The organism is Streptomyces sp. NPDC037288, assembly GCF_055603265.1.
Map to the genome: position 1 here is coordinate 107,648 of NZ_JBVJVY010000017.1, position 25,721 is coordinate 133,368.

The 25,721-nt window shown below is 71.6% G+C and carries 23 protein-coding genes; 2 read left to right on the forward strand and 21 right to left on the reverse strand.

The genetic code is table 11. From position 1 onward, the window contains the following. Positions 1 to 198 precede the first annotated feature (198 nt). The 7 genes from ACZ7GZ_RS20685 to fmt form a co-directional block, all read right to left on the reverse strand. Positions 199 to 1,641, reverse strand: a complete 1,443-nt coding sequence (locus tag ACZ7GZ_RS20685) for a GuaB1 family IMP dehydrogenase-related protein (protein ID WP_471026092.1) — start codon at positions 1,639 to 1,641, stop codon at positions 199 to 201. A 132-nt stretch (positions 1,642 to 1,773) separates the two neighbouring features. Then, positions 1,774 to 2,127: a barstar family protein gene (locus ACZ7GZ_RS20690; protein WP_471026094.1), complete on the reverse strand. Its 354-nt coding sequence runs from the start codon at positions 2,125 to 2,127 to the stop codon at positions 1,774 to 1,776. Further along, positions 2,124 to 2,621 (reverse strand): guanyl-specific ribonuclease, encoded by a 498-nt coding sequence (locus ACZ7GZ_RS20695; protein ID WP_471026096.1) that lies wholly within the window; start codon positions 2,619 to 2,621, stop codon positions 2,124 to 2,126. Before ACZ7GZ_RS20695 ends, ACZ7GZ_RS20690 begins: the two co-directional genes overlap by 4 nt. Positions 2,622 to 2,843: 222 nt before the next feature. Beyond that, on the reverse strand, positions 2,844 to 3,887 hold the full coding sequence (locus ACZ7GZ_RS20700) for a sugar-binding transcriptional regulator (protein ID WP_471026099.1): 1,044 nt from the start codon (positions 3,885 to 3,887) through the stop codon (positions 2,844 to 2,846). Between the two features lie 90 nt (positions 3,888 to 3,977). Next, positions 3,978 to 4,664 (reverse strand): ribulose-phosphate 3-epimerase, encoded by a 687-nt coding sequence (rpe, locus tag ACZ7GZ_RS20705; RefSeq protein WP_471026101.1) that lies wholly within the window; start codon positions 4,662 to 4,664, stop codon positions 3,978 to 3,980. A gap of 129 nt (positions 4,665 to 4,793) precedes the next feature. Next, complete coding sequence (locus ACZ7GZ_RS20710) at positions 4,794 to 6,221, reverse strand: RsmB/NOP family class I SAM-dependent RNA methyltransferase (protein ID WP_471026103.1); 1,428 nt, start codon at positions 6,219 to 6,221, stop codon at positions 4,794 to 4,796. A gap of 79 nt (positions 6,222 to 6,300) precedes the next feature. Then, on the reverse strand, positions 6,301 to 7,233 hold the full coding sequence (gene fmt / locus ACZ7GZ_RS20715) for a methionyl-tRNA formyltransferase (RefSeq protein WP_471026105.1): 933 nt from the start codon (positions 7,231 to 7,233) through the stop codon (positions 6,301 to 6,303). 290 nt (positions 7,234 to 7,523) lie between these two features. Here fmt and ACZ7GZ_RS20720 point away from each other — a divergent pair, with 290 nt between their 5' ends. Next, positions 7,524 to 8,057, forward strand: coding sequence for a hypothetical protein (locus tag ACZ7GZ_RS20720; RefSeq protein ID WP_471026106.1), 534 nt, complete (start codon positions 7,524 to 7,526; stop codon positions 8,055 to 8,057). Between the two features lie 124 nt (positions 8,058 to 8,181). Here the strand turns inward: ACZ7GZ_RS20720 and ACZ7GZ_RS20725 are convergent, their stop codons facing one another. The 14 genes from ACZ7GZ_RS20725 to pyrR all read right to left on the reverse strand — a co-directional run bounded on the left by ACZ7GZ_RS20725 (position 8,182) and on the right by pyrR (position 24,855). Next, the gene (locus ACZ7GZ_RS20725) at positions 8,182 to 10,341 is read right to left on the reverse strand and encodes a primosomal protein N' (protein WP_471026108.1); all 2,160 of its coding nucleotides are present in this window, start codon (positions 10,339 to 10,341) and stop codon (positions 8,182 to 8,184) included. A 208-nt stretch (positions 10,342 to 10,549) separates the two neighbouring features. Then, positions 10,550 to 11,758, reverse strand: coding sequence for a methionine adenosyltransferase (gene metK / locus ACZ7GZ_RS20730; protein ID WP_471026109.1), 1,209 nt, complete (start codon positions 11,756 to 11,758; stop codon positions 10,550 to 10,552). Positions 11,759 to 12,008: 250 nt separating this feature from the next. Then, the gene (gene coaBC / locus ACZ7GZ_RS20735; RefSeq protein ID WP_471026111.1) at positions 12,009 to 13,211 is read right to left on the reverse strand and encodes a bifunctional phosphopantothenoylcysteine decarboxylase/phosphopantothenate--cysteine ligase CoaBC; all 1,203 of its coding nucleotides are present in this window, start codon (positions 13,209 to 13,211) and stop codon (positions 12,009 to 12,011) included. A gap of 124 nt (positions 13,212 to 13,335) precedes the next feature. Next, entirely contained in the window at positions 13,336 to 13,608 is a 273-nt protein-coding gene (gene rpoZ, locus ACZ7GZ_RS20740) for a DNA-directed RNA polymerase subunit omega (protein ID WP_005319902.1), read from the reverse strand. 53 nt (positions 13,609 to 13,661) lie between these two features. Further along, a complete protein-coding gene (gene gmk, locus ACZ7GZ_RS20745; RefSeq protein WP_471026181.1) occupies positions 13,662 to 14,270 on the reverse strand; it encodes a guanylate kinase in 609 nt (202 codons plus the stop codon). Positions 14,271 to 14,279: 9 nt separating this feature from the next. Continuing rightward, positions 14,280 to 14,603 (reverse strand): integration host factor, encoded by a 324-nt coding sequence (locus ACZ7GZ_RS20750; protein ID WP_003977346.1) that lies wholly within the window; start codon positions 14,601 to 14,603, stop codon positions 14,280 to 14,282. A 300-nt stretch (positions 14,604 to 14,903) separates the two neighbouring features. Then, positions 14,904 to 15,749 (reverse strand): orotidine-5'-phosphate decarboxylase, encoded by an 846-nt coding sequence (gene pyrF, locus ACZ7GZ_RS20755; RefSeq protein WP_471026112.1) that lies wholly within the window; start codon positions 15,747 to 15,749, stop codon positions 14,904 to 14,906. Next, positions 15,746 to 16,852: a quinone-dependent dihydroorotate dehydrogenase gene (locus tag ACZ7GZ_RS20760; protein WP_471026115.1), complete on the reverse strand. Its 1,107-nt coding sequence runs from the start codon at positions 16,850 to 16,852 to the stop codon at positions 15,746 to 15,748. The genes pyrF and ACZ7GZ_RS20760 overlap by 4 nt, the downstream gene beginning before the upstream one ends. 65 nt (positions 16,853 to 16,917) lie before the next feature. Further along, a complete protein-coding gene (carB, locus tag ACZ7GZ_RS20765) occupies positions 16,918 to 20,226 on the reverse strand; it encodes a carbamoyl-phosphate synthase large subunit (RefSeq protein ID WP_471026117.1) in 3,309 nt (1,102 codons plus the stop codon). After that, entirely contained in the window at positions 20,219 to 21,376 is a 1,158-nt protein-coding gene (gene carA / locus ACZ7GZ_RS20770) for a glutamine-hydrolyzing carbamoyl-phosphate synthase small subunit (protein WP_471026118.1), read from the reverse strand. The genes carB and carA overlap by 8 nt, the downstream gene beginning before the upstream one ends. After that, positions 21,373 to 21,933, reverse strand: a complete 561-nt coding sequence (locus ACZ7GZ_RS20775; RefSeq protein WP_471026120.1) for a PH-like domain-containing protein — start codon at positions 21,931 to 21,933, stop codon at positions 21,373 to 21,375. Before ACZ7GZ_RS20775 ends, carA begins: the two co-directional genes overlap by 4 nt. Then, complete coding sequence (locus ACZ7GZ_RS20780) at positions 21,930 to 23,216, reverse strand: dihydroorotase (protein ID WP_471026121.1); 1,287 nt, start codon at positions 23,214 to 23,216, stop codon at positions 21,930 to 21,932. Before ACZ7GZ_RS20780 ends, ACZ7GZ_RS20775 begins: the two co-directional genes overlap by 4 nt. 4 nt (positions 23,217 to 23,220) lie before the next feature. Beyond that, a complete protein-coding gene (locus ACZ7GZ_RS20785; RefSeq protein WP_471026122.1) occupies positions 23,221 to 24,192 on the reverse strand; it encodes an aspartate carbamoyltransferase catalytic subunit in 972 nt (323 codons plus the stop codon). A gap of 90 nt (positions 24,193 to 24,282) precedes the next feature. After that, positions 24,283 to 24,855 carry a bifunctional pyr operon transcriptional regulator/uracil phosphoribosyltransferase PyrR gene (gene pyrR / locus ACZ7GZ_RS20790; protein ID WP_471026123.1) on the reverse strand — a complete coding sequence of 191 codons (573 nt, stop codon included), beginning with the start codon at positions 24,853 to 24,855 and terminating at the stop codon, positions 24,283 to 24,285. 253 nt (positions 24,856 to 25,108) lie between these two features. Here pyrR and bldD point away from each other — a divergent pair, with 253 nt between their 5' ends. Further along, on the forward strand, positions 25,109 to 25,612 hold the full coding sequence (bldD, locus tag ACZ7GZ_RS20795) for a transcriptional regulator BldD (RefSeq protein ID WP_014671524.1): 504 nt from the start codon (positions 25,109 to 25,111) through the stop codon (positions 25,610 to 25,612). Positions 25,613 to 25,721: the final 109 nt, after the last annotated feature.

A 25,721-nucleotide genomic window follows, 5' to 3' on the forward strand; every position in this document is an offset into this window, starting at 1 on the left:
TAATGCAGCAACCTTGCGCGTCCCCGGATGATCATTGCGTTCATCAGCCCCGAACGCCAAATCGTTGCGCGCGGTCTGCCGACCGTTGCACGGCAACCTCACCGCCCCCTTTGCCCGCACGCCCGGCTCCCGCACACGCCGACGGCCCCCGCCCTTCCCGGTGGGGGAGGAACGGGGGCCGTGCGGGACGCGGAAGGGTCAGCTCCAGCTGGCGTGCAGCGGCTTGCCCTCGGCGTAGCCCGCCGCGCTCTGGATGCCGACTATGGCCTTCTCGGCGAACTCCTCCAGGGAGGCGGCCCCGGCGTAGGTGCAGGAGGAGCGGACGCCCGCGATGATCGAGTCGATCAGGTCCTCGACACCCGGGCGGGCCGGGTCGAGGAACATGCGGGAGGTGGAGATGCCCTCCTCGAACAGCGCCTTGCGGGCACGGTCGTACGCGGACTCGTCGGACGTGCGGTTGGCCACCGCGCGCGCCGAGGCCATGCCGAACGACTCCTTGTAGGCACGGCCGTTGGCGTCGTGCTGGAGGTCGCCCGGCGACTCGTACGTGCCCGCGAACCACGAACCGACCATCACGTTGGACGCGCCGGCCGCGAGCGCCATGGCCACGTCGCGCGGGTGACGGACACCGCCGTCGGCCCACACGTGCTTGCCGTACTTCTTCGCCTCGGCGGCGCACTCCAGCACCGCGGAGAACTGCGGCCGGCCCACACCAGTCATCATGCGGGTGGTGCACATGGCGCCGGGGCCCACACCGACCTTGATGATGTCCGCACCGGCGTCGATCAGGTCCTTGACGCCCTCGGCGGAGACGATGTTGCCCGCGGCGATCGGCACCTGCGGGTCGAGGGCGCGCACCAGCTTGATCGCGCTGATCATCGACTCCTGGTGGCCGTGCGCGGTGTCGATGACGAGCGTGTCCACGCCCGCGTCGAGCAGCTGCTTGGCCTTGCCCGCCACATCGCCGTTGATGCCGACGGCGGCGGCGATGCGCAGCTTGCCGTTTCCGTCGACGGCCGGCGTGTACAGCGTGGCGCGCAGGGCGCCCTTGCGGGTGAGGATGCCGGCCAGCTTGCCGTCCTTGTCGACGGCCGGGGCGTAGCGGCGGTTGTGGTGGTCCAGGGTGTTGAAGGCCTCGCGCGGGTCGATGTCCGCGTCGAGCAGCAGCAGGTCCTTGGACATGACCACTTCGAGCTGGGTGAAGCGGTCGACGCCGGTCAGGTCCGCGTCCGTGACGACACCGACGGGCCGCTGGTTCTCGTCCACGACCACACCGGCGTTGTGCGCCCGCTTCGGTAGCAGGGCCAGGGCGTCGGCGACGGTCTGGTGCGGGGCCAGCACGATGGGCGTGTCGAGCACCAGGTGGCGGCTCTTCACCCAGGAGACGACATCGGTGACGACGTCGATCGGGATGTCCTGCGGGATGACCACCAGGCCGCCGCGGCGGGCCATCGTCTCGGCCATGCGGCGGCCGGCGATCGCGGTCATGTTGGCGACGACGAGCGGGATGGTGGTGCCCGTGCCGTCCGGCGAGCTGAGGTCCACGCCCTGACGCGAGCCCACCGCCGAGCGGCTCGGCACCATGAACACGTCGTCGTACGTCAGGTCGTACGCGGGCTGGATGTCATTGAGGAAACGCACGTGCTGCACATCCCAGTCGATCAGAGGTGACCCCCGGACGGGTGCGCCAGGGGGAAAGAGCACGTACTTCATTCTCCCATGTCGGGGCCGCGGTCACGGCCCCACGGAACATCCAGGGTGAGCGCCGATCACCTAGGAGGATCCTCCAAGGGTTGATCCGCCCAGGGCCAGCACGACGGCGAGCGCGGGCGTCCGGTCCACTGCCTCGGCGAACACGTCCTGGGCCGTCCGCCACTCGCCCGGCTGGGCCTCGGCGTACGGCTGCCAGCCACGGACGACGACCAGCAGCCCCTGTTCGACGGCTCCCTCGGGCCAGACGGTGTGGTCGGAGAGGGAGTCGACCAGCGCGTCCCAGTTGCGGCCGAACCAGTCGGGCAGCGTCAGGGCCCGGGCGGCGCGCTCCATGAGTCCGGCCTTGTCGGTGACACCGCCGAGGTCCAGGGTGACGACAAGCCGCCCTGTCAGGTCTGTGGGGTCTTCGCTCATCTCAGCACCGCCCGGAACGAGTAGTAGTGATCACCGGTGTAGTAGATCTCCCCGCCTTGCCCGGTCACGATGCGCCGGGCCCCGCGATCGCGCGAGCCGGGCGTCCTGACCGTGTACTCGTGGTAGTAGCCGCGCCGGTGCTTCGGCAGATGCCCCTCGAAGTTCCCGAAGACGGCACCGTCTTCGGCGTACGGGAAGGGGCCGCCCTCGTCGATCAGGACAAGCGTCCTGCGGGCCTCTGCGGGCAGCTCGGACTCCCTGACCGTGGCCATCCCGTGCGCCCATGCCGGGACGGACACGCCGGTACCGGAAGGACGCCCACCCGTGCTCGTCCCGGGGCCCGGGTGCGCGCCGGACGTGCATCCGGCGAGCAGGACGGCGAGGACGAGCCCCAGCAGACCCGCGAGCGCGCGGGGCGGTGTCGGGCAGCGTTCGGGTTCAGTGGGCGCGGTGGGGGACGGTCTGAGCGTGTGGGGAACGAACCGCGGCGGCATGCCGACGATGCTGTCACGGCTGTTCCCGCCACGGACATCACCGGGGGTCCGTGGCGGGCCGGTCGCGCGGTTCCCCGCGGCAGGGGTGGGCGCTCGGGGTACCCCCCTGTGGGGAAGGCACCCCGCCGGCGCGGGCAAGCGGACCCGCTCCCGGCCCGCCACGAGCCCTCCGCGGCTCGCCACGGCCCGCCGCGAGCCCTCCATGACCCGCCGTGGCGTCCGTCACGCCCCGTCGGGGTCCGCGCGGCTGAGTGCGGGCTTCGGGGTCGGCCCGGCCGTCATCAGATAGTCCGCGGCGGAGGTGTCCGTGACCAGACTGGTGACCAGCCCGGACCGCAGCACCGCGTCGATCGCGGACGCCTTGCGCTGGCCGCCGGCGATCGCCACGACCTCCGGGACACGGCGCAGCTGGTCGGCCTTCACCGTGATGCACCGCTCCCCCAGGTCCCGCCCGATCCGGCGCCCGTCGGCGTCGAAGAGGTGCGCGGCCATCTCGGCGGCGACCCCGAGCGAGGCGTAGTGCGCCCGCTCCTCGTCGCTGAGCATGTCGTGCACCGTCGAGATGCCCGGCTCCCAGGAGCCGATGGAGACGCAGGCGACGGTGACCTTGTCGAAGTACTCGTAGGCCCGGGCGATCCCGGTCTGGTTGCGCAGCGCCACCGCGGTGGCGGCGTCCGGCAGCAGCATCGGGGCGTAGATGGGGTGGGCGTCGCCGCCCGACACCTGGGCGGCGCGCCGCACGGCCTCGACCGAGCCGCGCTCCGAGGTCCCGGCGTCGTACACCCCCGTCAGCTGTACGACCGTGCACGGCGGCAGCCGGTCGAGCGCCGCCGCCATGTGAATGGTGGACCGGCCCCAGGCCAGCCCCAGCACGTCCCCCTCGTTGACGAGCTCGCCGAGCAGGTCGGCGGCGACCTCGCCCAGGTTCTCGGGGTCGGGGGTCTCCTCGGCCTCGGCCGGGGACTCGACCACGACGGCGTGCCTGAGGCCGTAGCGGGCGCGGAGCGCGTCGGAGCGCTCGGCGTCCAGTTCGGCCGGGACTCGGATCTCGATGCGCACGAGATCCCGTTCGAGGGCCGTCTCCAGGACCCGGGCCACCTTGAAGCGGCTGACGCCGAACTCCTCCGCGATCTGGATCTTGGACTTGCCCTCGAGGTAGAAGCGGCGGGCCATGGCCGCCGCCTGCACCAGCTCAGCGGGTCCCATCCGCATGGCTGACCGGCCCGCCGACATACCCGACACGGCGATCTCCTCACTGCTGTTCACACTCTGGATTCGCCGTTCATCCTTGCAGATCCGGCGCGGCTGATCCGCCCTGAAGGGCGGCGTTCACTTAACCGTTCACGTACCTGTGGCTCAGTGGTCGTATGCCCAGGACGCCTTGGCGGTGGCCGCCTCCGCCTGCGTGCGTAGTGCACGTACCGCTTCCGCAGGGTCCTTCGCCCCGTATACGGCCGAGCCTGCCACGAACACGTCCGCTCCCGCGTCCGCGCACTGCTCGATCGTCGAGGCCGAGACACCGCCGTCCACCTGCAGCCACAGCTGCAGGCCGTGCTTGCCGATCAGCTCACGGGTGCGGCGGATCTTCGGCAGCATGATGTCCAGGAAGGCCTGGCCGCCGAAGCCGGGCTCGACCGTCATGATCAGCAGCATGTCGAGTTCCGGCAGCAGGTCCTCGAACGGCTCGATCGGCGTCGCGGGCTTGAGCGCCATGGAGGCGCGGGCACCCTTGGCGCGGATCTCCCGGGCGAGCCGCACGGGCGCGGCGGCCGCCTCCACGTGGAAGGTCACGGAGGAGGCACCCGCCTCGACGTACTGGGGCGCCCAGCGGTCGGGGTCCTCGATCATCAGGTGGCAGTCCAGCGGGGTGTCCGTCGCCCGCGCCAGGGACTCCACGACCGGCACGCCGAGGGTGAGGTTCGGGACGAAGTGGTTGTCCATGACGTCGACATGGAGCCAGTCGGCGCCCTGGACCGCCTTGGCCTCCTCCGCGAGGCGGGCGAAGTCGGCGGACAGGATGCTGGGGTTGATCTGCGCGGCCATGCCCCAAGCCTGCCATGCCGCAGCGCTTGGCTGTAACGGCGGTCCGTTGAGGTGGTGTTTTGAGTGCGGGCCGGTGGGGGTTGCTCGCGCAGTTCCCCGCGCCCCTGGGTTGGCTGCCCCGAGCGGTGTTCAGCCGGTTCTGCGGACCAACGCCAGATACATCGCGTCCGTGCCATGCACATGCGGCCACAGCTGTACGTCCGGGCCGTCGCCCAGCGCGGGCACGCCCGGCAGGAGCGGCCGGGCGTCGATCAGTTCCGCCTCCGGGTGCTGCTTGAGGATGTCGGCGACGACCGCGCGGGTCTCGGCGAGGTGCGGTGAGCAGGTGGCGTAGCCGACGATCCCGCCGACGCGCACCGAGTCGAGCGCGGTGCGCAGCAGGGCGCGCTGGAGGGGAGCGAAGTTGTCCAGGTCCTCCGGGCGCCGCCGCCAGCGGGCCTCGGGGCGGCGGCGCAGGGCGCCGAGACCGGTGCACGGCACGTCCATGAGGACCCGGTCGAAGGTGCCGGTCCGCCACGGCGGCCGGGTGCCGTCGGCGGCGATGACCTGGTACGGCCCCGGGTTGCCGGTCAGCGCCTTGGCGACCAGCCCGGCCCGGTGCGGCTGCTTCTCGGAGGCGAGCAGCGTGGCTCCGCGCTCGGCGGCGAGCGCGGCCAGCAGCGCGGCCTTGCCGCCGGGTCCGGCGCACCCGTCCAGCCACTTGCTGTCGGAGCCCTCCAGGGGCGCGTTGGCGAGCGCGAGGGCGACCAGCTGGCTGCCCTCGTCCTGCACGCCGGCCCGCCCCTCGCGCACGGCCTCCACCGCGCCCGGCTCCCCGCCCTCGGTGAGCCGCACGGCGTACGGCGACCAGCGCCCCGGTACGGCGGCCTCCTCGCGCAGCAGCTCCTCGGTGGTGGCCCGCCCCGGCCGCGCGACCAGGGTCACCTCGGGCCGCTCGTTGTCGGCCTCGAGCAGGTCCTCGATGCCCGCGCGGCCACCGCCGAGCGAGTCCCACAGCGCGGAGACGACCCAGCGGGGGTGCGAGTGCACGACGGCCAGGTGATCCTCGGGATCCTCGTCGTAGGGCGGTGCGACCTTCTCCAGCCAGCCGTCGAGGTCGTCCTGAGCCACCTTCCGCAGCACGGCGTTGACGAACTTGGCCCGCCCGTCGCCGAGCACCACCCGCGCCAGCTCCACCGAGGCGGACACGGCGGCGTGCGTCGGGATGCGTGTCCCGAGCAGCTGGTGCACACCGAGACTGAGCACGTCGAGCACCGGCGGGTCGACCTCGCGCAACGGCCGGTCGACACAGGCGGCGATCACCGCGTCGTACGTCCCCTGCCGGCGCAGCGTGCCGTACACCAGCTCGGTGGCGAGAGCGGCGTCCCGCGCGTCGAACCTCTCCGGTCCCTCCTTCTCGCGCGCCTTGCGCAGCAGCGGGGGCAGCACGAGGTTGGCGTACGCGTCCCGCTCGTCGACCGCGCGCAGCGCCTCGAAGGCCAGGATGCGGACGGGGTCCTTCTGAGGACGGCGGTAGGGCTTGGCGGGCTTGCGGGGCCGCCGGGACTGCTCGCTCACGAAAAAGGTGCTCCGGATGTGAAGAAGAGGGTGCGGTGTCCAGCGTACGTCGGCACGCCGCCGCGCCCGTCGCCCGGGCTCAGCCGCCGAGCGCCTCGCTGTCGGCGATGCGCACGCCGCGCGCCCAGTCGGCGGCGCGCATCGGCTTCTTGCCCTGTGCCTGCACCCAGAGCAGCTCGACGGCGTACGAACCGGTGCCCACGTGCACGCTGTTCTTGCCGACCGCCATCCGCCCCGGCGCCAGGTCCGTGCGCCCGGGCACGGGCGTGACCTGGATGAGCTTGAGCCGCTCGCCGCGGAAGGTGGTCCAGGCGCCGGGCGCCGGGGTGCAGCCGCGCACGACCCGGTCGACGCGCAGCGCGGGCGCGGCCCAGTCGACCTGGGCGTCCTCGACGGTGATCTTCGGCGCGACGGTGATGCCCTCGGCCGGCTGCGGTACGGCCTTCAGGGCGCCGTCCGCGATGCCGTCCATGGTCGCGGCGAGCAGCCCGGCGCCGGCGAAGGCGAGCCGGGTCAGCAGGTCGCCGCTGGTGTCCGTGGACCGGATCTCCTCGGTGACCGTGCCGTACACCGGACCGGAGTCGAGCCCCTCCTCGATGAGGAAGGTGGAGGCGCCGGTGATCTCGTCGCCCGCCATGATGGCGTGCTGCACGGGTGCCGCCCCGCGCCAGGCGGGCAGCAGCGAGAAGTGCAGATTGACCCAGCCGTGCGCCGGGATGTCGAGGGCGACCCTGGGCAGCAGGGCGCCGTAGGCGACGACCGGGCAGCAGTCCGGGGCGATCTCCTTCAGCCGCTCCAGGAACTCCGGGTCCCGCGGCTTGAGGGGCTTGAGCACCTCGATCCCGGCCTCCTCCGCACGCTCGGCCACGGGCGACGCGACCAGCCTGCGCCCGCGCCCGGCCGGCGCGTCGGGCCGCGTGACGACGGCGGCCACCTCGTGCCGTCCGGAGGCGATCAGGGCGTCCAGAGCGGGAACGGCGACCTCGGGGGTACCGGCGAAGACAAGCTTCATGGGCGGGATCGGGCCTCTCGGGCGGGGGTTGGACGGGCAGCGCACCAGTCTATGACCACGGCCGGAAGGACGGGTCATGACCACGGACGCACGGCCGCCGACGGCGAACACCCGCCACAGGTCGCCCGGTCTCTCGCCGGGCGCGTCCCCGACCGCCCGGCGTACGCATATGCCCGTACGCCCCCACCCCGTGACCCGTGGCGCGCGCACGCGTTGGTCAAGAAAGAGTTGACCACACAGGGCCCTTTCACGGCCCGTTTCCTTTCAACGCCGGTTCGAGAGGCTTGTTCATGGCCGACCACGCCACCCACGACGCCCAGGCCCGGGCCAGCCTGCACCTGCTGGTGCGGGACATCGAGCGGGTCCGCCGGCAGGTGGACGCGCTGCGCACGCTCACCGCCCAGCTCGGCAACGTCTACCGCCCGCGCCGCTCCGGCCCGTCCACGGGCTTCGTCGTCTACGGACGCGCTCCCGCCCCGACGGTGCGCCTCGCCCAGGAACTCCGGGACAGTGTCGAAACCCTGGTCACGGCCGCCGTGGACTTCGACCGCTCGCTCGGCTTCTCGTGGGACGCGGTGGGCTCGGCGCTCGGAGTCACGAAGCAGGCGGTGCACCGCCGTTACGGCGCCCGACGCGCCGCGGCCCAGGCTGCCGCCGAGGCGGAGCGGACCCCGGAGCCGTCCGGTACCCGCACGGTCAGCGTGAACACCGGGCTGCCCACGGTCCCGGCGGCCCGCTCGATGCCCACGCAGCCGACCGCGGGCAGCCCGGGCCTGCGCGACGACGCCCGCCCGACGGCCTTCCCGAGCCCCCGCAACGGCTGACAGTCCTGCCCTGCCCTCCCGGGAGAGTCCGGGAGGGCAGACACGCATGTGGAGGCAGCGACCGGATGCCGGAGGGAGGAGCGAACCGCGTGCGCGGGGTGGGGCACACGGCGGTCGCGTCCCCTCATCCGATGTCGGCCGGATCGATCCGCACCCGCACCGCCTCCCCGCCCCCCCGTGCCATGCGAGCGGCCTGGGCGGCCTTGAGCGCCGAAGCCAGCGCGGCACCGCTGCCCGGCGGTACGCGCACCAGTGCCCGGTCCCAGTGCTCGCCCGGCAGCGGTCCTCCGGGTCTGCGGGGCCGGCCGGGCGGTGCCGGCGGCATCGGCACCGGCCCCAGCACCTCCGCGTCCGGCGGCAGTTCGACCGAGGCCAGGAACTCGGTGACGGCCGCGGGCGGTCCCGACACCGCCGCCATCCGCGACACCGGCGGGAACCCCAGCTCGGCCCGCTCGGCCAGCTCCCGCACCGCATGCCCTACGGGGTCCCAGCGCACCAGTGCCTGCACCGGCCGCAGGGTCGGCTCGGCCACCACGACCACCGTGCCCCCCTCGCTCTGCGGCCGCACCAGCGCTCCCGCCGCGATCCACCGGCGCAGCGCGTCCTCGCCGGCCCGCAGGTCGGGGCGTACGAGCATGGCCCAGCCGTCCAGGAGGAGGGCCGCCGCGTAGCCGCCCTCGGCGACCGGTTCGGCGCCCGGTGTGCTCACGACCAGCGCGGGCGTGCCGGGCACCGTGTCCAGCACGTATTCCCGTCCCGAGGTGCGCACCGGGACGGCGGGAAAGGCGCGCCCCAGCTCCTCGGCCGTCCGCCGCGCCCCCACGACCTGGGCCCGCAGCCGGAAGCCGCCGCACTCCGGGCAGTGCCACGCGCTCTCCTCACGCCCGCACCAGGCGCACCGCAGAACCCCCGCGTCCTGGCCCTGCAGCGGTCCCGCGCAGTGCCGGCACCTCGCGGGCGCCCGGCACTGCGCGCAGGCCATACGTGGTGCATAGCCGCGTCGGGGCACCTGCACCAGCACCGGACCGCGCCGCAGCCCCTCGCGGGCCGCCTGCCAGGCGAGGGTCGGCAGCCGGGCGGCACGCGCGGCCTCGTCGCGCGCGAGGTCGTCGTCCCCGACCGTGCGGACCAGGGGCGCGGCCCGGCGCACCTGCTCCCGACCGGCGACCAGCGGCCGGGCCCAGCCGCTCTCGACGAGCTGGGCGGCCTCGACGGTGCAGGCGAATCCGCCGAGCAGGAAGGCGCACTTGTCCAGCGCGGCGCGGAGCAGCAGCACGTCGCGTGCGTGCGGCTGCGGGGCGTGCTGCTCGCTGTGGCTGTCGTCGCCGTCGTCCCAGATGGCGACGAGCCCCAGGTCCTGAACGGGCGCGAACATCGCCGCCCGCGTCCCGACCACGGCCCGTACGGACCCCCGTCGCACCGCGAGCCACTGTCCGTACCGCTTCTCGGGCCCTGCGTCGGCGGTGAGCAGCGCGTGCCGGCCCGCGCCGAGCAGCGCGGTGAGCGCGGCGTCGACCCGCGCGGCGGCCCTCCCGTCCGGTACGACGACGAGCGCGCCGCGTCCCGAGGCGAGCGTGGCGGCGACGGCGCGGGCCAGCTCCTCGCTCCACAGCGGGCCCGGCAGGGCGTTCCAGACGGCCCTGGGCGACCCTCCCGAGGCCAGCGCCTGGAGGAACGCTCCCCCGTGCTCGTAGCCCCGCCAGGAGGCCGGCTCGGGGGCCTTGGGCGGTGGCAGCGGCGCGGGCGACGGCCGCTGTTCGGCTCGCGCGCTGCGCGGGGGCACGGCCAGCTGGAGCACATCGGCGAGGCTGCCGGCGTACCGGTCGGCCACGGCCCGTGCGAGGCCGAGCAACTCCTCGCTCAGCACCGGCTCCGGCGATACGACCTGGGCGAGTGCGGCCAGCGGCCCCGCATAGTCGGACTCGGCCCGCCGCTCGACGAGGAACCCGTCGATGAGCCCGCCGCCCTCGCGGCGCCCCTCCCGCACCCGCCCGCGCCCGGCCCCGAACCGCACCCGCACCCGCACCCCGGGCTGCGCCTGCTCGTCCAGCTCCTCGGGCACCGCGTAGTCGAAGTACCGGTCGAGGTGCAGCACGCCCTTGTCGACCAGGACCCGCGCGACCGGCAGTTCCTTGGCGAGCGCGGCCCCCCGCCAGGTGCGCGGCTTGGCCCGGGGTGTCCCGGCCTTGCGCACGCTCTCCCGAATGAGCGCGAGCTGCTCCGGCGGCGCCCCTGCGGCCCCGCCGTCCCCTTCTGCCCGGGGCGCCCCGTTCTCGCTGCTCACGCTTGCATTCTTACCAAACGGCACCGACAACGGGGGCCGGCACCGAGATCGCCTCGGCCGCGGCTCGGTCCCGCCTGACGACGTCTCCGCATGCGGCACCCAGGGCGGATCTCCCGGCCCGGGCGGCCACCCCCTCCGAGGGCGACCGCAAAGGGCCCGGCTCTCGCCGAGACGAGAGCCGGGCCCGTGCCTGTGCCGGAAGGCGGACCTACAGGCCCACGGCCTTCCGCAGGGCGTCCACGCGGTCGGTGCGCTCCCAGGTGAAGTCGGGCAGCTCGCGGCCGAAGTGGCCGTACGCCGCCGTCTGGGCGTAGATCGGGCGGAGCAGGTCGAGGTCGCGGATGATCGCGGCCGGCCGCAGGTCGAAGACCTCGTCGATCGCCTTCTCGATCTTCTCGGCCTCGACCTTGGCCGTGCCGAAGGTCTCCACGAACAGACCGACCGGCTCGGCCTTGCCGATCGCGTAGGCGACCTGGACCTCGCAGCGGGAGGCCAGGCCCGCCGCCACCACGTTCTTGGCGACCCAGCGCATCGCGTACGCGGCGGAGCGGTCGACCTTGGACGGGTCCTTGCCGGAGAAGGCGCCGCCGCCGTGGCGGGCGAAACCGCCGTAGGTGTCGATGATGATCTTGCGGCCGGTGAGGCCGGCGTCGCCCATCGGGCCGCCGATCTCGAAGCGTCCGGTCGGGTTGACCAGCAGGCGGTAGCCCTCGGTGTCCAGCTTGATGCCGTCGTCCAGGAGAGCCTTCAGCTCCGGCTCCACGACGAACTCGCGGATGTCGGGGGCGAGCAGCGACTCCAGGTCGATGTCGCTCGCGTGCTGCGAGGAGACGACGACCGTGTCGAGGCGTACGGCCTTGTCGCCGTCGTACTCGATGGTGACCTGCGTCTTGCCGTCCGGGCGCAGGTAGGGGATGGTGCCGTTCTTACGGACCTCCGACAGGCGCTTCGACAGGCGGTGCGCCAGGAAGATCGGCAGCGGCATCAGGGTCGGCGTCTCGTCGGACGCGTAGCCGAACATCAGGCCCTGGTCGCCGGCGCCCTGCTTGTCCAGTTCGTCCTCGTCGCCCTCGACCCGGGACTCGTACGCCGTGTCGACACCCTGGGCGATGTCCGGGGACTGCGCCCCGATGGACACCGACACGCCGCAGGAGGCGCCGTCGAAGCCCTTCTTGGAGGAGTCGTAGCCGATCTCCAGGACCTTGTTGCGGACCAGGGTCGCGATGTCCGCGTAGGCCTTGGTCGTCACCTCGCCGGCCACGTGCACCAGGCCGGTGGTGATCAGCGTCTCGACGGCGACCCGGGAGGACGGGTCCTCGCGCAGAAGCGCGTCGAGAATGGTGTCGCTGATCTGGTCAGCGATCTTGTCGGGGTGACCCTCGGTCACGGACTCCGAGGTGAACAGGCGACGGGACACAACGCTCCCTGTGGTTGCAGCGGCTGCTGGCTGATCATTTGCGGCGACGCGCGGGGCTGCGCCCGGCGTCGACCGTGAACAGTTTATCGGTCACACTCGGCCGATGGGGCACGTGTCTCGCCTCTCGGGAGCGCTGTGACCTGCGGCACGGGCATTCTGCACAATGCCGGGCGGCGTTGGCCAGGTACCGCCGCACCCGATTTGATCGTTCCCGAGGCGCTCCGTCAACCGGGCGTCCGGGGCCCCTACCTCACCCCAGCCGCCGTGCCACGAGGTCCCAGACGATGTCGGCCAGAGCCTCCTTGGGGCCGTGCGGCACCGGTGTCTCGCTGCCGTCGGCGCCCAGCACCACGGCCTCGTTCTCCTCGGAACCGAAGGTCTTGCGCTCCCCCACCTCGTTGACCACGAGCAGGTCACAGCCCTTTCGGGCGAGCTTGGCACGGCCGTTGGCGAGGACGTCGTCGGTCTCGGCGGCGAAGCCCACGACCACCTGTTCGGGCCGCGCTCGGTCGGCCGAAACTTCCGCAAGAATGTCTGGATTCCGCACCAGGACGATCGGGTCCGGGTCCTGGCCGTCCCTCTTCTTGATCTTGCCGCTGGCGTAGACCGCCGGGCGGAAGTCGGCGACGGCGGCGGCCATGACGACCGCGTCGGCGTCCGCCGCCGCCTTCAGCACGGCCTCGCGCAGCTGGACGGCCGTGCCGACCGGTACGACGTCCACGCCCGCCGGGTCGGGCAGGCCGGTGTTGGCCGCGATCAGGGTGACCCGGGCGCCGCGCGCGGCGGCGGTGCGGGCGAGGGCGTAGCCCTGCTTGCCGGAGGAGCGGTTGCCGAGGAAGCGGACCGGGTCGAGGGGCTCGCGCGTGCCGCCCGCCGAGACGACGACGTGCCGCCCCTTGAGGTCGGGCTCGGTGGCGCCCCGGGCCAGCACCCGCCGGCAGACCTCGAAGATCTCCGCCGGGTCGGGCAGCCGGCCCTTGCCGGTGTCGACGCCGGTGAGGCGGCCGACGGCGGGCTCGATGACGACGGCACCGCGGCGGCGGAGCGTGGCCACGTTCTCCTGGGTGGCCGGGTGCTCCCACATCTCGGTGTGCATGGCGGGCGCGAAGACGACCGGACATCGGGCGGTCAGGAGCGTGTTGGTGAGCAGGTCGTCGGCGAGGCCGTGGGCGGCCTTGGCGAGCAGGTCGGCCGTGGCGGGCGCGACGACCACCAGGTCGGCGTGCTGGCCGATGCGGACGTGCGGGACCTCGTGGACCTCGTCCCAGACCTCCGTCGAGAGCGGGTTGCCGGACAGGGCGGACCAGGTCGCGGCGCCGACGAAGTGCAGCGCGGAGGCGGTGGGCACCACGCGGACGTCATGGCCCGACTCCGCAAGCCTTCTCAGCAGCTCACAGGCCTTGTACGCGGCGATGCCGCCGCTGACTCCCAGAACGACCCTCGGCTTGTCCACGCTCACTCCCCGGACTCGGAACCCTGCACACCCAATGACACACCACAGGCCCGGCAGTGCGACTGCCGGGCCTGTGGATAAGTCGTTCGCAGTCTGAAAGTACTACTGCGCACTCCTCCGCGTACTACTGGGCGGGGCCCTCGATGGCCTCGGACGTCAGCAGACCCGCGTTGATCTCACGCAGGGCGATCGAGAGCGGCTTCTCGTGGACATGGGTGTCGACGAGCGGACCGACGTACTCGAGGAGACCCTCGCCGAGCTGCGAGTAGTACGCGTTGATCTGGCGGGCACGCTTGGCCGCGTAGATCACGAGGCTGTACTTCGAGTCGGTTGCCTCGAGAAGCTCGTCGATCGGCGGGTTGATGATGCCCTCGGGCGCGGTGATGGAAGAGGACACGCTCTACCTTCCGATGGGTGGGAAAGATTCAGTCGACGTGATCACAGTCACGATCACACGACGTCCATCAAGGCTAGCAGCTCGCGCGCCACGTCCTCGACGGAGGTGTTGACCAAGGTCGTATCGAACTCCGGCTCGGCCGCCAGCTCGGTCCTGGCCGCCTCCAGACGGCGCTCGATGACCTCGGGCGGCTCGGTGCCCCGGCCGGTCAGCCTGCGCACCAGCTCCTCCCAGGAGGGCGGAGCCAGGAACACCAGGCGGGCGTCGGACATCGACTCCCGGACCTGCCGGGCACCCTGGAGATCGATCTCCAGCAGCACCGGCTCACCCTTCTCCAGCCGCTCCAGCACGGCCGCACGGGGCGTGCCGTAGCGGTTGCCCGCGAACTCGGCCCACTCCAGCAGCTCGCCGTTGGCGATCAGCTTGTCCATCTCGTCGTCGGTGACGAAGAAGTAGTGGACTCCGTGCTGCTCGCCGGGACGCGGCTTGCGGGTGGTGGCCGACACCGAGAGCCAGACCTCGGGGTGTTCCTTGCGCATATGGGCGACGACCGTGCTCTTGCCGACCCCCGAGGGGCCGGAGAGCACGGTCAGCCGCGGACGTTCACTCATGCAGCGATTATTCCAGCAATCCCGGAGTGCCCGGGACTCCCGGTCCGGCAGGCGCCGGACTCAGGAGCCGGTGCTGCCGAACTCACGCTCCAGGGAAGCGATCTGGTTGGAACCGAGACCGCGCACGCGGCGGCTCTCGGAGATACCCAGACGCTCCATGATCTGCTTGGCGCGGACCTTGCCCACGCCCGGCAGGGACTCGAGCAGTGCGGAGACCTTCATCTTGCCGATGACGTCGTTCTCCTGGCCCTGCTTGATGACCTCGTGCAGGGAGGCGCCGGAGTGCTTGAGTCGATTCTTGACCTCGGCCCGCTCCCGGCGAGCCGCGGCGGCCTTTTCGAGCGCGGCTGCGCGCTGTTCGGGGGTAAGGGGCGGAAGAGCCACGCCTACGTCACCTCGGATGTCGAACTGTCGGATACGGACCGGTGAGGAACCTAGTCGCCCCACACCTGGGGAGCTACGAGCAACACGCTTCGCCCGTTCTCCCCCACTACCTAATGGGTGTGGGGGTGCCCCCACAGCTCGGAGACTAGCGGTCAAGGCCGCCAGAGTCAGCGAGAACAGCGGAAAAGTCCTGGTCAGCCTCCGCCAGGCCGGACATTTCCGACATAATGCCCTCGATTTGAGGATGTATTCACACTCAAGTCGCCGGGACACCGCTCGCCGGGGCGCACCTCTCAGGACTCAGGCGCCCGCGACGGCGGCCTGGATCTCCTCCGCGAAGCGCTCGGCGGTCGCGCGCAGCGCCCCGGCGTCGGGACCGTGCCGCAGCACACCCCGGCTGACGTTCGGCACGACGTTGCGCAGCGCCGACCCGAACACCTTCGGAAGGTCGGCCGGCGTCGCGCCCTGCGCACCGACTCCGGGCGCGAGGAGCGGTCCGTTGATGGCGAGGTCGTACGACGACAGGTCGCCGACCGTGGCGCCGACGACGGCGCCGAAGGAGCCCAGCGGCTCCTCCCCCGCGTTCTCGGCGGCCAGGTGGGCCAGCATGGTCGCGCCCACGGTGCGGCCGTCGGTGCGGACGGCGTGCTGGACCTCGGGGCCCTCCGGGTTCGAGGTGAGCGCCAGCACGAACAGGCCGGCGCCGCTCTCCCGGGCCAGCGCGACGGCCGGGCTGAGCGAGCCGTAGCCCAGGTACGGCGAGACGGTCAGGGCGTCGGAGAACAGCGGGGCGTCCTTGTGCAGGTAGGCCTCGGCGTACCCGGCCATGGTCGAGCCGATGTCGCCGCGCTTGGCGTCCATCAGGACCAGGGTGCCGGCCGCGCGCGCCTCCTGGACGACCGTCTCCAGGACGGCGACACCGCGGGAGCCGAAGCGCTCGAAGAAGGCGCTCTGCGGCTTCATCACGGCGACCCGGTCGGCCACCGCCTCGACGACCGTGCGGCTGAACCGCTCCAGCCCGGCCACGTCGTCGTTCAGACCCCACTCGGCGAGCAGGGAGGCGTGCGGGTCGATGCCGACGCACAGCGGGCCGCGCTCGTCCATGGCACGGCGCAACCGGGCGCCGAAGGGCTCCAGAAGAGTCATGCGGGCTTCCTCACGTCGGCGCCGACCGCGTCGGCGAGGGTGGCGTACGGGCTGGTGCGCAGGCGGGCGGCGAGGCCCTTGTGGATCGCCCGGGCCCAGAAGGGACCCTCGTAGATGAACGCGCTGTACCCCTGGACCAGCGTGGCACCCGCCAGGATGCGCTGCCAGGCGTCCTCGGCGGTCTCGATGCCGCCGACCCCGACCAGCGTGATCCGGTCGCCCACGCGCGCGTACAGACGGCGCAGGACCTCCAGGGAACGCGCCTTCAGCGGGGCGCCGGACAGGCCGCCGGCCTCCTTCGCCAGCGAAGGTGCCGACTTCAGGCCGAGGCCCTCGCGGGCGATGGTGGTGTTGGTGGCGATGATGCCGTCCAGGCCCAGTTCCACGGCCAGGTCGGCGACGGCGTCGACGTCCTCGTCGGCGAGGTCGGGCGCGATCTTCACCAGCAGCGGGACGCGCCGGTTCGCGACCGTGCGGTCGGCGGCCTCGCGGACGGCGCTCAGCAGCGGGCGCAGGGCCTCGGTGGCCTGCAGGTTGCGCAGGCCGGGCGTGTTCGGCGAGGAGACGTTCACGACCAGGTAGTCCGCGTACGCGGCGAGGCGCTCGGCGGACTTCACGTAGTCGGCGACGGCCTCCGCCTCCGGGACGGTCTTCGTCTTGCCGATGTTGACGCCGACGACGGTCCGGAAGACCGGCTCCCTGGTCGCGAGGCGGGCGGCGACGGCCAGCGAGCCGTCGTTGTTGAAGCCCATGCGGTTGATCAGCGCGCGGTCCGCGACCAGCCGGAACAGCCGCTTCCCGGGGTTTCCGGGCTGCGGCTCGCCGGTGACCGTGCCGATCTCGACGTGGTCGAAGCCCAGCATCGACATTCCGTCGATCGCGACGGCGTTCTTGTCGAAGCCGGCGGCGAGCCCGAAGGGGCCGTGCATGCGCAGCCCGAAGGCCTCCGTGCGCAGTTCCTTGTAGCGGGGTGCGAGGGCGGCCGCGACGAGGGTGCGCAGCACGGGAATGCGGACGGCGAGGCGGATCCAGCGGAAGGCCAGGTAGTGGGCCTTCTCCGGGTCCATCCGTTTGAAAACCAGACGGAAGAATAGCTCGTACATCTAGAAAGTCCTCTGGGGTCCTCACGAAGAGGGGGACACCGTTTCCGATGTCCCCCTCAGGGCTGCTAGTCGCGGGCCGCGGTCAGGTGTTCCGCGTGTTCCTGGAGCGAGCGGACGCCCACGTCACCGTGGTTGAGGGCGTCGATGCCCTGGACGGCCGCCGCGAGCGCCTGGACGGTCGTCAGGCACGGCACGGAGCGGGCCACCGCGGCCGTACGGATGTCGTAGCCGTCGAGGCGGCCGCCGGTGCCGTACGGGGTGTTGACGATGAGGTCGACCTCGCCGTCGTGGATGAGCTGGACGATGGTCTTCTCGCCGTTCGGACCGGTGCCCTCGGACTGCTTGCGCACGACCGTGGCGTTGATGCCGTTGCGCTTGAGGACCTCGGCGGTGCCGGACGTGGCCATCAGCTCGAAGCCATGGGCGACCAGCTCGCGCGCCGGGAAGATCATCGAGCGCTTGTCGCGGTTGGCGACCGAGATGAACGCGCGGCCCTTGGTGGGCAGCGGGCCGTAGGCACCCGCCTGCGACTTGGCGTACGCCGTGCCGAAGACGGAGTCGATGCCCATGACCTCGCCGGTGGAGCGCATCTCCGGGCCGAGGACGGTGTCGACACCGCGGCCGTGGATGTCGCGGAAGCGCGACCACGGCATGACGGCCTCCTTGACGGAGATCGGCGCGTCGAGTGGGAGCTCGCCGCCGTCGCCGTTGTTCGGCAGCAGGCCCTCGGCACGCAGCTCGGCGATGGTCGCGCCCAGCGAGATGCGGGCGGCGGCCTTCGCGAGCGGCACCGCGGTCGCCTTGGAGGTGAAGGGGACCGTACGGGAGGCGCGCGGGTTGGCCTCCAGGACGTAGAGGATGTCGCCGGCCATCGCGAACTGGATGTTGATCAGGCCGCGCACGCCGACGCCGCGGGCGATGGCCTCGGTGGAGGCGCGCAGCCGCTTGATGTCGAAGCCGCCCAGCGTGATCGGGGGCAGGGCGCACGCCGAGTCGCCGGAGTGGATGCCGGCCTCCTCGATGTGCTCCATGACGCCGCCGAGGTACAGCTCCTCGCCGTCGTACAGGGCGTCGACGTCGATCTCGATGGCGTCGTCCAGGAAGCGGTCGACGAGGACCGGCCGGGAGGGGCTGATCTCGGTCGACTCGGCGATGTAGGCGGCGAGCCGGGTCTCGTCGTAGACGATCTCCATGCCGCGTCCGCCGAGGACGTACGACGGCCGGACCAGGACCGGGTAGCCGATCTCGTCGGCGATGGCCTTGGCCTCCTCGAACGTGGTGGCCGTGCCGTGCTTCGGCGCCGGCAGCCCCGCCTCCGCCAGCACCCGGCCGAAGGCACCCCGGTCCTCGGCCGCGTGGATCGCCTCCGGGGACGTGCCCACGATCGGCACGCCGTTGTCCTTCAGCGCCTGCGACAGGCCCAGCGGGGTCTGCCCGCCCAGCTGCACGATCACACCGGCGACCGGGCCCGCCTGCTGCTCGGCGTGCACGATCTCCAGCACGTCCTCCAGCGTCAGCGGCTCGAAGTACAGCCGGTCGGAGGTGTCGTAGTCCGTGGAGACGGTCTCCGGGTTGCAGTTGACCATCACGGTCTCGTACCCGGCGTCGGACAGCGCGAAGGAGGCGTGCACACAGGAGTAGTCGAACTCGATGCCCTGCCCGATGCGGTTCGGACCCGAGCCCAGGATGATGACGGCCGGCTTCTCACGGGAGGCGACCTCGGTCTCCTCGTCGTAGGAGGAGTAGAAGTACGGCGTCTTGGCCGCGAACTCGGCGGCGCAGGTGTCGACCGTCTTGTAGACCGGGCGGATACCGAGGGCGTGCCGGACCTCGCGGACGACGTCCTCGCGCAGGCCGCGGATCTCGGCGACCTGCTGGTCGGAGAAGCCGTGCCGCTTGGCCTCGGCGAGCAGCTCGCGGGTCAGCTCGGGCGCCTCGGCCAGCTCGTCCGCGACCTCCTTGATCAGGAAGAGCTGGTCCACGAACCACGGGTCGATCTTCGTGTACTCGAAGACCTCCTCGGGCGTGGCGCCCGCGCGGATGGCCTGCATGACCGTGTTGATCCGGCCGTCGGTGGGCCGTACGGCCTCACGCAGCAGGGCTTCCTTGTCGCCCGTCTCGCCGACGAAGGTGAACTGGCTGCCCTTCTTCTCCAGCGAGCGCAGCGCCTTCTGGAAGGCCTCGGTGAAGTTGCGGCCGATGGCCATGGCCTCGCCGACCGACTTCATGGTGGTGGTGAGGGTGCTGTCGGCCTGCGGGAACTTCTCGAACGCGAACCGTGGGGCCTTGACGACGACGTAGTCGAGCGTGGGCTCGAAGGAGGCCGGGGTCTCCTGGGTGATGTCGTTCGGGATCTCGTCCAGGGTGTAGCCGACGGCCAGCTTGGCGGCGATCTTCGCGATCGGGAAGCCGGTGGCCTTGGAGGCGAGGGCCGAGGACCGCGACACGCGCGGGTTCATCTCGATGACGATCACGCGGCCGTCCTCGGGGTTCACCGCGAACTGGATGTTGCAGCCGCCGGTGTCCACGCCGACCTCGCGGATCACCGCGATGCCGATGTCGCGCAGGATCTGGTACTCGCGGTCGGTCAGCGTCATCGCCGGGGCGACGGTGATCGAGTCACCGGTGTGCACACCCATCGGGTCGAAGTTCTCGATGGAGCAGACGACCACGACGTTGTCGTGCTTGTCCCGCATCAGCTCCAGCTCGTACTCCTTCCAGCCGAGGATGGACTCCTCCAGGAGCACTTCGGTGGTCGGGGAGAGCGTGAGGCCCTGGCCCGCGATGCGGCGCAGCTCCTCCTCGTCGTGCGCGAAGCCGGAGCCGGCGCCGCCCATGGTGAAGGACGGGCGGACGACGACCGGGTAGCCGCCGAGCGTCCCGACGCCCTTGAGGACATCGTCCATGGAGTGGCAGATCACCGAGCGGGCGGACTCGCCGTGCCCGATCTTCTTGCGGACCTCCTCCACGACCTCCTTGAACAGGTCGCGGTCCTCGCCCTTGTGGATCGCCTCGGGCTTGGCGCCGATCAGCTCGACGCCGTACTTGGCCAGGACGCCGTTCTCGTGCAGCGAGATGGCGGTGTTCAGGGCCGTCTGGCCGCCCAGGGTGGGCAGCAGGGCGTCCGGGCGCTCCTTGGCGATGATCTTCTCGACGAACTCCGGGGTGATCGGCTCGACGTAGGTGGCGTCGGCGATCTCCGGGTCGGTCATGATCGTCGCCGGGTTGGAGTTGACGAGGACCACGCGCAGGCCCTCGGCCTTGAGCACGCGGCACGCCTGCGTGCCGGAGTAGTCGAACTCGGCGGCCTGGCCGATGACGATCGGGCCGGAGCCGATGACCAGGACGGACTGGATATCGGTGCGCTTAGGCACGCTGGCCCTCCATCAGGGAAACGAAGCGGTCGAACAGGTAGGCGGCGTCGTGCGGGCCCGCTGCCGCTTCGGGGTGGTACTGGACGGAGAAGGCCGGCTGGTCGAGCAGCTGCAGCCCCTCCACGACGTTGTCGTTCAGGCAGACGTGCGAGACCTCGGCGCGGCCGAACCTGGTCTCGCTGACCTTGTCGAGCGGCGCGTCCACGGCGAAGCCGTGGTTGTGCGCGGTGACCTCGACCTTGCCGGTCGTACGGTCCTGGACCGGCTGGTTGATGCCCCGGTGGCCGTACTTCAGCTTGTACGTGCCGAAGCCGAGCGCGCGGCCGAGGATCTGGTTGCCGAAGCAGATACCGAAGAGCGGCGTCCTGCGCTCCAGGACGGCGGACATGAGGGCGACGGGGCCGTCGGCGGTCGCCGGGTCACCGGGGCCGTTGGAGAAGAAGACCCCGTCCGGGCTGACGGCGTACACGTCGGCGGCGGTGGCGGTCGCGGGCAGGACGTGGACCTCGATGCCGCGCTCGGCCATGCGGTGCGGGGTCATGCCCTTGATGCCGAGGTCGATCGCGGCGACGGTGAACTTCTTCTCGCCGATCGCCGGGACGACGTAGGCCTCTTTGGTCGCGACCTCCTCGTAGAGGCTCGCGCCCTTCATGTGCGGCTGAGCCTGCACGCGCGCGAGGAGCTCGGAGTCGGGGGCGATCGCCTCACCGGAGAAGACGCCGGCGCGCATGGAGCCGCGCTCACGCAGATGGCGGGTCAGGGCGCGGGTGTCGATGCCGGAGATGCCGACCACGCCCTGCCGCTCCAGCTCGTCGTCCAGCGAGCGCTTGGCCCGCCAGTTGGACGGCACGCGCGCGGGGTCGCGCACGACGTATCCGGAGACCCAGATGCGCTTGGACTCGTCGTCCTCGTCGTTCCAGCCCGTGTTGCCGATCTGCGGGGCGGTCGCGACCACGATCTGCCGGTCGTACGACGGGTCGGTCAGGGTCTCCTGGTAGCCGGTCATGCCGGTGGAGAACACGGCCTCGCCGAAGGTCGCCCCCACGGCCCCGTAGGCACGGCCGCGGAAGATGCGGCCGTCCTCCAGGACGAGTACGGCGGGAAGCACCTTGTTCCTCTGAGAGGAGCTTCCCCTGGTGGAGGTCGTCATCGTGCGCCTTCCGTGTCGTTGATCATCTGGTTCAGGGTGTCGACCCACTCGGTGTGCTCGGCCGCCCGGTCGGAGCGGAAGCCGGAGTCGATCAGCTTGTCTCCGAGCTCCCAGGTCACCACCAGCAGTCCGCCCTCGGTGAGGACCTTGCCGGCGATGCCCTTGTCCAGCCGGGCTCCGCGCAGTGCGGCGGCGGGGACGAAGAAGTCGGTCGCTCCGGGACGCTCGACCTCCAGGCCTTGCTCCGTCAGGGTCAGCTCGGCCCGGCTGCGGGTGCCCAGGCCGTGGGCCACGATGCGGTCCAGCCACTGCCCGGCGGTGGTGGAGCCGTGGTAGCGGCCACTCATGCCCAGTCTCACCGGGCCGGTCTCGTCCGGCGCGCTGGGCAGCTCCGGGATGTCGCTCTGGAGGGTGCCGCGCCACTTCCAGCCCTCGCGCATCAGCCAGTAGACGAGCGCGATGAAGAGCAGGAGTCCGACGAGCCAGCCGATGCGGGCCGGCCAGTCGGTGACCTCGGCCGACCTCTTGGCCTCGGCCAGCAGGATTACAGGTGTCACGTGAGCTTCCCGTCGACGAGCGTGGCCTTGCCCCGCAGCCACGTGTGCGTCACACGGCCCGGCAGCTCACGCCCCTGGTAGGGGGTGTTGCGGCTGCGCGAGGCGAAGCCCGCGGGGTCCACCCGGCCACGGTATTCCGTGTCGACGAGGGTGAGGTTGGCGGGCTCACCAGCCGAGACGGGACGGCCGTGCCCGGTGGCCTGTCCGATCTGCGCGGGCTTGACGGACATACGGTCGGCGACGCCGGCCCAGTCCAGCAGACCCGTGTCGACCATGGTCTCCTGGACCACTGACAACGCGGTCTCCAGGCCGACCATGCCCATGGCGGCGGCGGCCCACTCGCAGTCCTTGTCCTCGTGCGGGTGCGGGGCGTGGTCGGTGGCGACGATGTCGATCGTGCCGTCCGCGAGGGCCGCGCGCAGGGCGTGCACGTCCCGCTCGGTGCGCAGCGGCGGGTTGACCTTGTAGACGGGGTTGTACGTCCGCACCAGCTCGTCGGTGAGGAGCAGGTGGTGCGGGGTGACCTCGGCCGTGACGTCGATGCCGCGGGACTTGGCCCAGCGGACGATCTCGACGCTGCCGGCGGTCGACAGGTGGCAGATGTGGACGCGGGAGCCGACGTGCTCGGCCAGCAGCACGTCGCGGGCGATGATCGACTCCTCGGCGACGGCCGGCCAGCCGCCCAGGCCCAGCTCGGCGGAGACGACCCCCTCGTTCATCTGGGCGCCCTCGGTCAGCCGCGGCTCCTGGGCGTGCTGGGCGACGACGCCGCCGAAGGCCTTCACGTACTCCAGGGCGCGGCGCATGATCACGGCGTCGTCCACGCACTTGCCGTCGTCGGAGAAGACGGTGACCCCGGCGGCGGACTCGTGCATGGCGCCCAGCTCGGCGAGCTTCCTGCCCTCCAGGCCGACGGTGACGGCGCCGATGGGCTGCACATCGCAGTAGCCGTGCTCCTGGCCGAGCCGGTAGACCTGCTCGACGACACCGGCGGTGTCGGCGACCGGGAAGGTGTTGGCCATGGCGAAGACGGCGGTGTAGCCGCCGCTCGCCGCCGCGCGGGTGCCGGTCAGGACGGTCTCGGAGTCCTCTCGGCCCGGCTCGCGCAGATGGGTGTGCAGGTCGACCAGGCCCGGCAGCAGTACCCTGCCGCCGGCCTCGATCACCTCGGCACCGTCGGCGGACAGACCCGTACCGACCGCCTCGATGACCTCGCCGTCGATCAGCACGTCCTGCGGCTCGCCGCCGAGCACCCTCGCACCACGGATCAGGATCTTGCTCATGGTCTTACTTCTCCTCAGTGCGGGTCTGGGCGGGCTCGTTGCCGCCGAGCAGCAGGTACAGGACGGCCATCCGGATGGAGACGCCGTTGGCGACCTGCTCGACGGCGGTGCAGCGGTCGGAGTCGGCGACCTCGGCGGTGATCTCCATGCCGCGCACCATCGGGCCGGGGTGCATCACGATGGCGTGCTCGGGCAGCCTGGCCATGCGGTCGCCGTCGAGGCCGTAGCGGCGGGAGTACTCGCGCTCGGTCGGGAAGAAGGCGGCGTTCATCCGCTCGCGCTGGACGCGGAGCATCATCACGGCGTCGCACTTGGGCAGCGCGCTGTCGAGGTCGTACGACACCTCGCAGGGCCACGTCTCGACGCCGACCGGCACCAGGGTGGGCGGGGCGACGAGGGTGACCTCGGCGCCGAGGGTGTGCAGCAGGTCGACGTTGGAGCGGGCGACCCGGCTGTGCAGGACGTCGCCGACGATGGTGACGCGCTTGCCGCCGAGGTCCTGGCCGAGACCGGCGTCCCGGCCGACCAGGCGGCGGCGCATGGTGAAGGCGTCCAGCAGGGCCTGGGTGGGGTGCTGGTGGGTGCCGTCACCGGCGTTGATCACGGCCGCGTCGATCCAGCCGGAGTTGGCGAGGCGGTACGGGGCCCCGGAGGCGCCGTGCCGGATGACGACGGCGTCGACGCCCATGGCCTCCAGGGTCTGGGCGGTGTCCTTCAGGGACTCGCCCTTGGAGACGCTGGAGCCCTTGGCGGAGAAGTTGATGACGTCGGCGGACAGGCGCTTCTCGGCGGCCTCGAAGGAGATCCGGGTGCGCGTGGAGTCCTCGAAGAAGAGGTTGACGATCGTGCGGCCGCGCAGGGTCGGCAGCTTCTTGATCGGCCGGTCGGCCACCCGGGCCATCTCCTCGGCGGTGTCGAGGATCAGGACGGCGTCGCCGCGGGTGAGGTCGGCGGCCGAGATGAGATGACGCTGCATCTGTCAGGCTCCGTAAGGCAGTTCATTCAGGAGATATGGGGCAAATCGGCGCAGGTGTGGGCATGCCGGAGCAGCCCGGCGCCTGAGTTGCTACTGACCGGCCTTCACACCGAGCAGCACGGTGTCGCGACCGTCCTCCTCGGCGAGCTGGACCTTGACCGTCTCCCGCAGCGACGTGGGGAGGTTCTTGCCGACGTAGTCGGCGCGGATCGGCAGTTCGCGGTGGCCTCGGTCGACCAGGACCGCGAGCTGGACCGCACGGGGGCGCCCGATGTCGTTCAGGGCGTCGAGCGCGGCGCGGATGGTGCGGCCGGAGAAGAGCACGTCGTCGACGAGGACGACCAGCTTGCCGTCGATGCCGTCACCGGGGATCTCGGTGCGGGCAAGCGCACGCGGGGGGTGCATGCGCAGGTCGTCGCGGTACATGGTGATGTCGAGGGAGCCGACCGGGACCTTGCGGTCGGTGATCTGCTCCAGCTTGACGGCGAGCCGCTGGGCGAGGAAGACGCCCCGGGTGGGAATGCCGAGGAGCACCACGTCGTCGGCGCCCTTGGCGCGCTCGACGATCTCGTGGGCGATACGGGTCAGTACCCGCGCGATGTCAGGGCCTTCGAGAACGGGCCGCGCATCGGACGCCTGCGCGGGCGAGTCGTGCTTGTCCATACGAAACGGACCCCCTTCTCCGCCTCACGGGACGGACCTTAAAGGACGTCGGATTTGCGCCATCCACCGTACCAGGTCATGGAGAGGTCCCCGATCACCCCCTTGGCGCAACCGGTTGCCACTACCACGGAAGAGTCGGTGTGGACCATTCGGCTTGACGCACGAGAGTCACGCTGCGTAACCTCACAGTGAGTTACCAGCCGCGCGGCGGGAACACCCTCCGGCCGCGTCGACACAGTGTCCGGGGAGCTATATGTCCAGCGAATACGCCAAACAGCTCGGGGCCAAGCTCCGGGCCATCCGCACCCAGCAGGGCCTTTCCCTCCACGGTGTCGAGGAGAAGTCCCAGGGGCGCTGGAAGGCCGTGGTGGTCGGGTCCTACGAGCGTGGCGACCGTGCGGTGACCGTCCAGCGGCTTGCCGAGCTGGCCGATTTCTATGGCGTTCCCGTGCAGGAGCTCCTGCCGGGCACCACGCCGGGCGGCGCGGCCGAGCCGCCGCCGAAGCTGGTCCTCGACCTGGAGCGGCTGGCCACCGTGCCGGCCGAGAAGGCGGGCCCGCTGCAGCGCTACGCGGCGACGATCCAGTCCCAGCGCGGTGACTACAACGGCAAGGTGCTCTCCATCCGCCAGGACGATCTGCGCACGCTCGCCGTCATTTACGACCAGTCCCCTTCGGTCCTCACCGAGCAGCTGATCAGCTGGGGCGTCCTGGACGCCGACGCCCGCCGCGCCGTGGCCACGCACGAAGAGGCGTGACCGCCTGCGGCACCTGAGCAGAAACGTGGGGGGGGGGGGGGGGGGGGGGGGGGGGGGGGTGGCGGCCCCCCTGCGGGTTTGTTTTGGTTTGTTTGTGTTTTTTTGTTGG